The following is an 8078-nucleotide window of genomic DNA, read 5'->3' on the forward strand; positions in this document are numbered from 1 at the left end:
GACGAGGGCGACGAAGACCGCTAAAACCAGGGCGGTCGCGGCCCGGTGAAAAAGCCTGAAAACCGGGCTTGATCGCGCGGCGCCGTTTGACTAGGTTCCGCGCCTCGCCGAAGGGGGACCCCTCCAAAGCGAGCCGAGACCTTGGGGCTATAGCTCAGCTGGTAGAGCGCTTGAATGGCATTCAAGAGGTCAGCGGTTCGACTCCGCTTAGCTCCACCATGAGGGCCCGCAGTTAACGCTGCGGGCCTTCGCCTTTTCCGCGCGCCCCTCGCGCAATCGGGTGCGTCTCGACCCACCGGATGGAAGGCGCCAGATTCGCGGGCCACCGGAGGTCCGCCCTTGCCCCGACGCTACGCCGCCCTGCTTTCGATCCTGACGCTCGCCGCCTGCGACGAGCCCAAGCCGCGCGGCGACGCGGCGGCCGCCAAGCCCCCTGCCGCCGCCCCGGCGCCCACAGGTCAGGTTCCGAGCGGCCCGTCGTCGGCGGGCCTGCTGAAGCTCCCGGAGATGGCCGGGTTCTCAGTCGACCGCATCGGGACGGCGAACGACCCGATCAACCGGCAGCCGGCGGAGAGCGAGCTCGGCGAGGGCCTGGCGATCGACGGCTTCGGCTTCGATCCCGTGGCCAAGCTTCCGGGCCGGGGGGTGGACGTGGTGGTCGACGGCCTCGCCTATCCCGCCACTTACGGCCACGGCCGGGCCGACGTCGCGGCCTATTTCAAGACCCCAGCGTTGGACCCCGTCGGCTTCACCGTGACCCTGCCGCCGGCGGCGGCGCCGGCGGGCGCCCACACCGTCGTCGTGCGGGTGATCGCCGCCGACGGGCGCGGCTATTTCGAATCACCCCCGGTCGCCTTCGCGACCCGCTGATTGAAAGCGACGCCGCGGAACCCCACATACGAAGGGTCCGGTCGAGCCGCGCCGTTGTCGGGCGGTTCGACCGGAGAGTCGCTTCGGTAAAGGACTCGTATCTGGGATGAACCGGTCGGTAATTTTCGACAGCCCCTTCTTGCTGGGGTTCGATCACACCCGCAGCCTGATCGAGCGGGCGGCCAAAGCGGCGGCCGAGAGCTATCCGCCCTACAACGTCGAGGACCGGGGCGATGGCTCGCTCCGCATCACCCTGGCGGTCGCCGGCTTCACGCCGGAGCAGCTGACGGTGACGGTCGAGGACCGCCAGCTCACCGTGGCTGGCAAGCGCGAGGGCGACGCCCGCGGCGAGGCCTTCCTGCACCGCGGAATCGCGGCCCGGGGCTTCATCCGCAGCTTCGTCCTGGCCGACGGCATGGTGGTCGAGGGCGCCAGCCTGGAGCACGGCCTGCTGCACATCGACCTCGACCGACCCGAGCCTGAGGCGCGGGTCCAGAACATCCCGATCCGGACGGCCGGCTGAACCGCCCCCCGTTCGGCGCGTTCGGAAAAATGGAGGTGGTCATGATGACACCGGTTTTGACGATTGAAGCCTTTGCCGCCCTCGGCGCCCCGGACCTGGTCTATGTGAAACCGGTCAAGGCCGCCGAGATTCTGGCGTCCGTCCCGTCTGCGAGCGTCCAGGGGTTTGAGCTGGACCCTGAGCAGACGCTTTATGCGGTGCACCGCGCCGACGGCGAGCGGCTGGCCGTGCTGACCGACCGCGAATCAGCGGTCGCCGCCGCGCTCGCTCACGAGTTGGCGCCGGTCTCGGTCCACTGAGGCGAACGAAACCCGCCCCTCCCTCGGCGAGGGAGGGCGAGAGCCGGCCGTGCGCCGGCTTTTTTTGTGGCTAGGCGGCCGCGGTGGCGCGCGGGGCCGCTTCCTGCACCAACAGCGCGTGCACCGCGTCGGCGGTGCGGGCCTGGCGGAGCTGCTCGCGAAGTTCCGGCTGTCGCAGCAGGCGCGAGACTTTGGCGAGGGCGCGCAAGTGCTCGGAGCCGGCGTCCTTGGGCGCAAATAGGGCAAAGATCAGGTCGACCGGCTTGTCGTCCACCGAGTCGAACTCGACCGGCTGCTCCAGGCGCACGAAGACGCCGCGCATGCGCTCGACGCCCTCGAGCCGGGCGTGGGGCGCGGCGACGCCGTGTCCGACCCCGGTCGAGCCGGCCTGCTCCCGCTCGATCAGCGCCTCGAGAACCTGGGCCGAATCCAGGCCGAGGTTGCGGGCGGCGATCTCGGCCGCCACGGCCAGGGCCTTGCGCTTGCTTGAAGCGCTCGCGCGCAGTGCGATCGCATTGCGATCGAGAAGGTCGCCGATTTGCATGAATCTCTAACTTCTACGCGAACAAGAGTGACGCCCGCTGCACTAGCGGACGTGAGTGACGGTAAGGCGAAGCGAACTCAAGCCTCGCCGGTTCCGTCACCTTTCCCGTTACGGGTGCGTTCGGGATCGATCCAGCCGATGTTCCCGTCCGGGCGGCGATATACCACCGCCAAGCCGCCATGGGCAGCATTACGGAACACGATTGTCTGAGATTCCGTCAGGTCGAGTTCCATGACCGCGCCGGAGACGGTCATCGTGCGCACCGACTTCTCGGTTTCGGCGATGACCATCGGTTCGGGGAAGGCGTCCGCACCGTCAAGGTGGTCCTGATCCTCTTCCTCCTCGGGGGAGCGGATCACGAAATAGGCGGCGGTCTCGGCCTGGCGGGCCTGGGCCTGGATGTGATGGTCCTTGAGCCGGTGCTTATAGCGTCGGATCCGGCGGTCCATCTTGGCCATGGCTGCATCGAAGGCGACATGGGCGTCGCCGCCGAGTCCATGGGTGGTCAGTTGCTGGCCGGAGGCGAGGGTCACGGCGCAATCGACCTTGAAGGATTGGCCTTCTCGGCTGACCACGACGTCGGCGCCGCCGCCGCGGTCGAAGTACTTCCCGATGCTGGTGGAGATTTCGTCGGAGACCCGCGAACGCAGGGCCTCGCCGACATCAACGTGTTTGCCGGTGACCTGGACTTGCATACCCAATCAACGCGCCGGTCGGCGGAAGGTGTCAAGCCGATGCGAAGAAGCCGAGAACTTCGTGAAAGCCGCGAGTGAGGAGGCCGGCGGCGAGCACCAGAACCCCGACGCTGGTCGCGGTCAGGGCGTAGCCGAACAGGGCGAGAAGGCCGTCGCGCTGCACCAACGCCAGGGACAGGACGCTGACCGCCGCCGCCGGCAGGATGTTGCCGAGCGGGATCGGCAGGATCAGCACCACGGCCAGGATGAAGCAGACCACGCCGATCAGGCGTTCGCCGACGCCGCCGAACAGGAACGACAGGCGCGGCCGGGACACCGACTCCACTCGCCGGATCCACGGCAGGATGCGCGGCAGGCCGGTCCGCAGGTCCGAGGTGGCGATCGAGCCCTGGCGGACCTTCGACGGCAGCCACGGCCGGCGGGCGCCGATCACCAGTTGCGGCGCGAGCAGCAGCAGGGGGAAGCCGAAGATCGTCGTGCCGCCAGGCGGCAACGGCAGGGTGCAGGCGAGGCCGAACACCAGGAGCAGGCCACCGAGCGCCCGGCCGCCGAACCGCTCGACCATCTGGGCGACCGAAATCCGCGGCTCCTCGCTGGCGGCGAGGTCCTCAAGGATCTGGGAAAGCGACTTGGCGGCGGACGGATCGGGCATTCGCCCGTGCATCTGGGGCCTCAGCGGCGTTGCGCCAAGGCGTTTTTTCGAAAGCGTCGCTAGACCGCGTCTTTCAGCATACGGCGGCGCTCTACCGACGAGGGTATCCGCATCGCCTCCCGGTACTTGGCGACAGTCCGGCGGGCGATGTCGACGCCGGCTTCCTTGAGGATCTCGACGATGCGGTCGTCGGAGTGGACGTCGGTCTCGCGCGCTTCGGCGTCGACCAGCTGGCGGATGCGGTGACGCACGCTCTCGGCCGAATGAGCCTCGCCGCCTTCGGTCGACTGGATCGCGGAGGTGAAGAAGAACTTCATCTCGAACAGCCCGCGGGGCGTGGCGATGTACTTGTTCGAGGTCACCCGGCTCACTGTGGACTCATGCATGGCGATCGCCTCGGCGACGGTTTTGAGGTTCAGCGGCCGCAGGTGCTCGACGCCGTAGGCCAGGAAGGCGTCCTGCTGGCGAACGATCTCGGACGACACCTTCAGGATGGTGCGGGCCCGCTGGTCGAGGCTTTTCACCAGCCAGTTGGCCTGGGCCATGCAATCGGTGACGAAGGTCTTTTCCTGGTCCGAGCGGGCGGCGGCGGCGACCCGGGCGTGGTAGCGCTGGTCGACGAGCAGCCGCGGCAGGGTGTCGGAATTGAGCTCGACGTGCCACAGGCCGCCCAGGCCCTCACGCACGTACACGTCCGGCACGGTCGGCTGCACCGGCTCGGCGCCGAAGGCCGCGCCGGGGCGCGGCGTCAGCGCCTTCAGCTCGGCGACCATCTCGCGCAGGTCCTCGTCATCGACGCCGCAGGCGCGCTTCAGCGCCGCCATGTCCCGGCGGGCAAGAAGCTGCAGGTTGTCGAGCAAGGCGGCCATCGCCGGGTCGAAGCGATTGCGCTCCTTCAGCTGCAGCATCAGGCATTCGGGCACGTCGCGGGCGGCGACGCCGGTCGGCTCGAAGCCCTGGATCACGCCCAGCACGCCTTCGACCCGGGCGAGTTCGCAGCCGAGCCGTTCGGCGATCTCCCCGAGATCGGCGCGCAGGTAGCCGCCTTCGTCGACCGCATCGATCAGCACCGCGGCGATCGCCGCCTCGACGCCGGTCAGGCCGGCGACAGCGAGCTGGTCGTGCAGGTGCTCGGCGAGGGTCTTGTCGCGGGTCAGGGCGCTCTCGAGCCCTTCCGCGTCGATGTCGAGCCCGCCGCCCTTGCCGGCGCGGGACCAGTCGATGGCGCCGCCGGCGTCGGCCGCGCCTTCCGCATCGCCGGTCGCGCGCTCGCCCGGGGAAGCTTCGTCCGGGCTGGCGTCCATCTCGGCGCGGGCGGCGGCGTCGTCGGCAGTTTCGGGCGCGGCTTCCGAGGGTTCAGCGGGCGAGTTTTCGCCTTCCGGCTCGCCGTCCTCGCGCTGCAGCAGCGGGTTGCGCTCCAGCTCGCCCTCGACGAAGGCCTCGAGCTCGAGATTGGAGAGCTGCAGCAGCTTGATCGCCTGCTGCAGCTGGGGCGTGATGACCAGCCCCTGCCCCTGCCTGATCTCAAGTCGCGCGCCAAGCGCCACGGCGAAGCCCCCACTGGCCTGTTTCTTGCTTCAGGCTAGGGCTTGAGTTCCAACCGTTTGGTTAATGCCGATCCGGCCGCGCGTTAATTGAAGCGGTCGCCCAGATAGACGCGGCGAACGTCGGGGTTGTCGACGATCTCGTCCGGCCCGCCCTCGAACAGCACCTCGCCGGCGTGGATGATCGAGGCGCGGTCGATGATGTCCAGCGTCTCGCGGACGTTGTGGTCGGTGATCAGGATGCCGATGCCGCGGGTCTTCAGATAGGTGACCACCTCGCGAATGTCGGCGATGGCCAGGGGGTCGATGCCGGCGAACGGCTCGTCGAGCAGCATGAACGACGGTTCGGAGGCCAGGGCGCGGGCGATCTCGACCCGCCGCCGCTCGCCGCCCGACAGGGAGATGGCCGGCGAGTCGCGCAGGTGGGCGATGCGCAGTTCTTCGAGCAACTCGGTGACGGTGGCCCTCGCCTTGGCCCGGTCGCGCTGGCGCAGCTCGACGACCGCCATGACGTTCTCCTCGACCGTCATGCCGCGGAAGATCGAGGTCTCCTGCGGCAGGTAGCCGACGCCCATGCGGGCGCGCTGGTACATCGGCTGGGCCGTGATGTCCTCGCCGTCCAGATAGATCGCGCCGTAGTCGGCCGGGATCAGGCCGGTGATCATGTAGAAGCAGGTGGTCTTGCCGGCGCCGTTTGGCCCGAGCAGGCCGGCGACCTCGCCTCGGGCGAGGCGCAGGGAAACGCCCTTCACCACCGGACGGCCGCGATAGGACTTGCCGACATTGTCGACCACCAGGCCCTGAGCCGGCAGGTCGGCCTTGGGCGTCAGGGCCGGACGCGGCTTGGTCGCGGCGCGGCTCATCGCGCGGCGGCCTGATTTTGCTTGTTGGGATAGATCACGCCACGCACCCGGCCCTGGGCGTTGCGACCGGTGGCGGCGCCGACCATCTGGCCCTGGCCAGTGCGGGTGTTGATGACCATGCGCGTGCCGCGGATGACGTTCTGGCCCTGCACGGCGACCACGTCGCCGGTCATGGTCAGCATCTCGGTGCTGGCGACATAGACGCCCTTGTCGGCCCGCACCCGCTGTTGCGGCGTGACGTAGAAGACCTGGCCCTCGGCCTCCATACGCTCCATTTCGCCGCAGCTGGAGCCGGCCGCGCCGCCCGGCTTGGCGGCGCCGCGCTGATTGACCAGCCGCAGCACCTGGGCGCGAAGACGAGACGTGTCCTGCAGCGCCTCGGCGTTGCCGCGCCAGGTGGCGGTGCATTCGGTGTTCACGACTTCGAGCTCGTCGGCGGTGATGTCCACCGGCGCGTCGCTGTTGGTCAGTTGGGCCGCCGCCGGCAGCGCCGCCGCAGCCACCAGGACCGCCATCGTCGAAAGGAGCCTGATCCGCATTCGCCGCCTGCTACTTCTTGTGGAGCCGCGTTCTCACGCCGCCCTTGAACACCATCCGCTCGCCTTTGCCATAGACGGCGTAGGATTTCGCGCTGATTTCACCAAGCGACCCCGACCCCTGAATAGGGCCTGAACCGACCAGTTCGCCGGTCTTGGTGTCGAAGAGCGACTGGGCGGTCTCGAAGGCGCCGCGGGCGCCGGAGACCCGGACGCCGCCGGCCAGGTTCAGCTTGCGGTCGCCCTCGTGATAGACGCCGGAGGCGGCCGAGATGCGCATCGGATCGGGGCCGTCTTCATCGAGGACCAGCGCCGGCTTGTCGAGCAGGACGCGCTGGTACTCCCGCGGATGGCGGGTCGCCGAAGCGGCGGTGATGACGAAGGCGCGGCCCTTGTCGTCGCGGCCAAGGAAGCGTGGGTTGACCAAGCGGATAGGGGCGTCGGGATCGCCCTCGGCCTGCGGCCGGGTCTTGAAGGCGTTCCAGGCCACGGAGCCGGCCATGCCGGCCAGGATCAGGCCGATCAGCGCCGGCACCACTATTCGTAATGCACGCAGGGTGCGGGAGCGACGGCGCCAGCGCTCGACGCCGGCCCGCCGGGCGGCCGCGTCGGGAGAGGTGGGCTCCGGCGCGGTCATCGGCCTCAGGCGTGCGCGAAGATGTCGACGTCTTCCCAGCCGGCGACGTCGAGCAGGGCCCGCTGGGGCAGGAAGTCGAAACAGGCGCGGGCCAGAGCGTCGCGGCCTTCGCGGACCAGCATGGCGTCGAGGCGTTCCTTGAGGCCATGCAGGTGGAGGACGTCGCAGGCGGCGTAGTTCAGCTGGTCCTGCGACAGCTCGGCGGCGCCCCAGTCGGAGCTTTGCTGGGCCTTGGAAAGTTCGACGCCCAGCAACTCGCGGGTGACGTCCTTGAGGCCGTGGCGGTCGGTGTAGGTGCGGGCCAGCTTCGAGGCGATCTTGGTGCAATAGACCGGCGCGGTGACGACGCCGAGGTGCAGCCAGAACATGGCGATGTCGAAGCGGCCGAAGTGGAACAGCTTGAGGACGCCGGGATCGGTCAGCAGGCGCTTGAGGTTCGGGGCGTCGTAGGTCGTGCGGTCGAGCTGGACCACATGGGCGTCGCCGCCGCCGTCCGAGAGCTGGATGACGCAGAGCGGGTCGCGGCCGAGCCGCAGGCCCATGGTCTCCGAATCGATCGCGACGGCCGTCGCGCCGACCAGGACGTCGGCGGGCAGGTCGCCCTTATGGGTATAGGTCGTCACTTAAAACGCTCGCTCCGGCGATCCATCCCGGCTCTCCACTATAGAGAGGGGGATGGTGCCCAGGAAAGGACTCGAACCTTCACGGCCGTTAAGCCACTGGCACCTGAAGCCAGCGCGTCTACCAATTCCGCCACCTGGGCCCGACCCACCGGATCGCGCGAGGGCGGTTCCTTAGGGCGCCGACTCGCCGCGGTCAACGGCCCCGGCGCACTTCTGTGCCGCTCATTGCGGCGCGACGCCGCTTCGTCTATCCGCAGGCGCACTCCCAGACGTTTTTCCTAAGGCTGAGCAG

At 69.0% G+C, this 8078-nt stretch carries 11 protein-coding genes and 2 tRNA genes; 4 read left to right on the forward strand and 9 right to left on the reverse strand.

What is annotated here, in order from left to right; all coding sequences use genetic code 11:
* Positions 1–143 precede the first annotated feature (143 nt).
* The 4 genes from ACILRF_RS12670 to ACILRF_RS12685 all read left to right on the forward strand — a co-directional run bounded on the left by ACILRF_RS12670 (position 144) and on the right by ACILRF_RS12685 (position 1692).
* Positions 144–219 (forward strand) — tRNA-Ala (locus tag ACILRF_RS12670).
* Between the two features lie 120 nt (positions 220–339).
* A complete protein-coding gene (locus tag ACILRF_RS12675; RefSeq protein WP_395673425.1) occupies positions 340–870 on the forward strand; it encodes a hypothetical protein in 531 nt (176 codons plus the stop codon).
* A gap of 106 nt (positions 871–976) precedes the next feature.
* On the forward strand, positions 977–1393 hold the full coding sequence (locus ACILRF_RS12680; protein WP_395673427.1) for an Hsp20 family protein: 417 nt from the start codon (positions 977–979) through the stop codon (positions 1391–1393).
* A gap of 29 nt (positions 1394–1422) precedes the next feature.
* On the forward strand, positions 1423–1692 hold the full coding sequence (locus ACILRF_RS12685; protein WP_395673429.1) for a DUF1150 family protein: 270 nt from the start codon (positions 1423–1425) through the stop codon (positions 1690–1692).
* 70 nt (positions 1693–1762) lie between these two features.
* On the opposite strand, the gene ptsN is transcribed toward ACILRF_RS12685, so the two are convergent.
* The 9 genes from ptsN to ACILRF_RS12730 form a co-directional block, all read right to left on the reverse strand.
* A complete protein-coding gene (gene ptsN, locus ACILRF_RS12690; protein WP_395673431.1) occupies positions 1763–2236 on the reverse strand; it encodes a PTS IIA-like nitrogen regulatory protein PtsN in 474 nt (157 codons plus the stop codon).
* A 77-nt stretch (positions 2237–2313) separates the two neighbouring features.
* On the reverse strand, positions 2314–2931 hold the full coding sequence (hpf, locus tag ACILRF_RS12695) for a ribosome hibernation-promoting factor, HPF/YfiA family (RefSeq protein WP_395673445.1): 618 nt from the start codon (positions 2929–2931) through the stop codon (positions 2314–2316).
* A 31-nt stretch (positions 2932–2962) separates the two neighbouring features.
* Positions 2963–3583: an exopolysaccharide biosynthesis protein gene (locus ACILRF_RS12700; RefSeq protein WP_395673433.1), complete on the reverse strand. Its 621-nt coding sequence runs from the start codon at positions 3581–3583 to the stop codon at positions 2963–2965.
* Positions 3584–3642: 59 nt separating this feature from the next.
* Positions 3643–5130, reverse strand: a complete 1488-nt coding sequence (gene rpoN, locus ACILRF_RS12705; RefSeq protein WP_395673435.1) for an RNA polymerase factor sigma-54 — start codon at positions 5128–5130, stop codon at positions 3643–3645.
* A gap of 83 nt (positions 5131–5213) precedes the next feature.
* Positions 5214–5990, reverse strand: a complete 777-nt coding sequence (lptB, locus tag ACILRF_RS12710) for an LPS export ABC transporter ATP-binding protein (protein ID WP_395673437.1) — start codon at positions 5988–5990, stop codon at positions 5214–5216.
* Complete coding sequence (locus ACILRF_RS12715) at positions 5987–6529, reverse strand: LptA/OstA family protein (protein ID WP_395673439.1); 543 nt, start codon at positions 6527–6529, stop codon at positions 5987–5989. The genes lptB and ACILRF_RS12715 overlap by 4 nt, the downstream gene beginning before the upstream one ends.
* A gap of 10 nt (positions 6530–6539) precedes the next feature.
* Positions 6540–7163, reverse strand: coding sequence for an LPS export ABC transporter periplasmic protein LptC (gene lptC, locus ACILRF_RS12720; RefSeq protein ID WP_395673441.1), 624 nt, complete (start codon positions 7161–7163; stop codon positions 6540–6542).
* Between the two features lie 5 nt (positions 7164–7168).
* A complete protein-coding gene (locus ACILRF_RS12725) occupies positions 7169–7786 on the reverse strand; it encodes a ribonuclease D (protein WP_395673443.1) in 618 nt (205 codons plus the stop codon).
* Positions 7787–7839: 53 nt separating this feature from the next.
* Positions 7840–7926 (reverse strand) — tRNA-Leu (locus tag ACILRF_RS12730).
* Positions 7927–8078 lie beyond the last annotated feature (152 nt).

It is taken from the genome of Phenylobacterium sp. (assembly GCF_044236515.1).
GTDB lineage: Bacteria > Pseudomonadota > Alphaproteobacteria > Caulobacterales > Caulobacteraceae > Phenylobacterium.